Annotated in this window: 1 protein-coding gene; it reads left to right on the plus strand. The window is 64.7% G+C overall.

Annotation, left to right across the window (positions count from 1 at the left end):
- Positions 1 to 57: 57 nt before the first annotated feature.
- Positions 58 to 1223 (plus strand): IS3-like element ISAar24 family transposase gene (locus tag L979_RS13685; RefSeq protein ID WP_156125610.1). Its coding sequence is split into 2 segments (ribosomal slippage): positions 58 to 334 and positions 334 to 1223, totalling 1167 coding nucleotides; the frame shifts between segments, so codons are not numbered across the junction.
- Positions 1224 to 1259: the final 36 nt, after the last annotated feature.

The raw sequence follows: 1259 nt of genomic DNA on the forward strand, positions 1-1259 counted from the left end.
ATGGCTCGGTTTCCAGTTGACGTCGCTAGTCGATGGTCTTCATGGAAGGCTCTTCGCATGCCACGCCCGTACCCTCCCGAGTTCCGTGCCCGTGCCATCGCTCTGGTCCGCGAGGGCCGCCAGGTCAAGCAGACCGCACTGGACCTGGGCATCCACGAGGTCACCCTCCACAACTGGCTGCGACAGGACGATATCGACCACGGCCGCCGGCCGGGACTAAGCAGCCAGGAATCTGCCGAGCTCCGCGCGGCGCGCGGCCGTGTCCGCCAGCTCGAGCAGGAGATCGCGATCCTCCGCCGGGCCGCGACGTGGCTCGACGAGGAGGGAGGAGTTGCCCCAAAAGGGCGCACCCGGTGATCGACCGACTCGTCGACGCCGGGGCACCCACAAGCACCTGCTGCCGCCTACTGGGCGTCTCCCGTCAGGGCTACTACCGGTACCGAAAGCGCCCGACCAGTGCCACTGAGCTGCGCCGCCGCTGGCTGACCGGCCTGATCCGGGAGATCCACGTCGCCTCCCGCGGCACCTACGGCTACCGCCGCATCCACGCCGAGCTCACCATCGGAATGAACATTCCGTGTTCCAGCCGGCTCATCTCCGTCCTCATGACTCGCGCCGGAATCGGTGGCCTTCCAGGCCCAGCCAGAATCAAGCGACTCAAGGGGGTCGCCACAGCGGACGACCTGGTCAACCGCAAGTTCCACCGTCTCGCGCTGAACGAGCTGTGGGTCACGGACATCACCGAGCATCCCACCCGGGAGGGCAAGATCTACTGCGCCGCCGTGCTGGATGCTTGCAGCCGCAAGATCATCGGCTGGGCTATCGACTCCAAACAGGACTCCACCCTGGTCGTGAACGCTCTGGACATGGCAATCCGTGCACGTCAGCCAGGGACCGGAGGGATCGTTCATGCGGATCACGGAGTCCAGTTCACCTCCTGGGTCTTCACTCATAAGATCCGTTCAGCGGGACTGCTGCCGTCGTTCGGGACCGTCGGCGATGGCCTCGACAATGCGATGATGGAGTCGTTCTGGTCGACGATGCAGATCGAGCTGCTGAACCGGAAGAAGTGGAAGACGCGCATCGAGCTCGCGAACGCGATCTTCGAGTACATCGAGGTGTTCTACAACCGTCGTCGCCGGCACTCCTCCCTCGAGTACGCGACACCCCACGATTACGACCTCGCCCGCACCCCGCGGGCACTCACCACCATCGGAAGCTAGCGACCAAGAGTGGAAACCTAACCGTAGGGCAGGTCA

The sequence above is a fragment of the Kocuria sp. ZOR0020 genome (genome assembly GCF_000800955.1).
Taxonomy (GTDB): Bacteria; Actinomycetota; Actinomycetes; order Actinomycetales; family Micrococcaceae; genus Kocuria; species Kocuria subflava.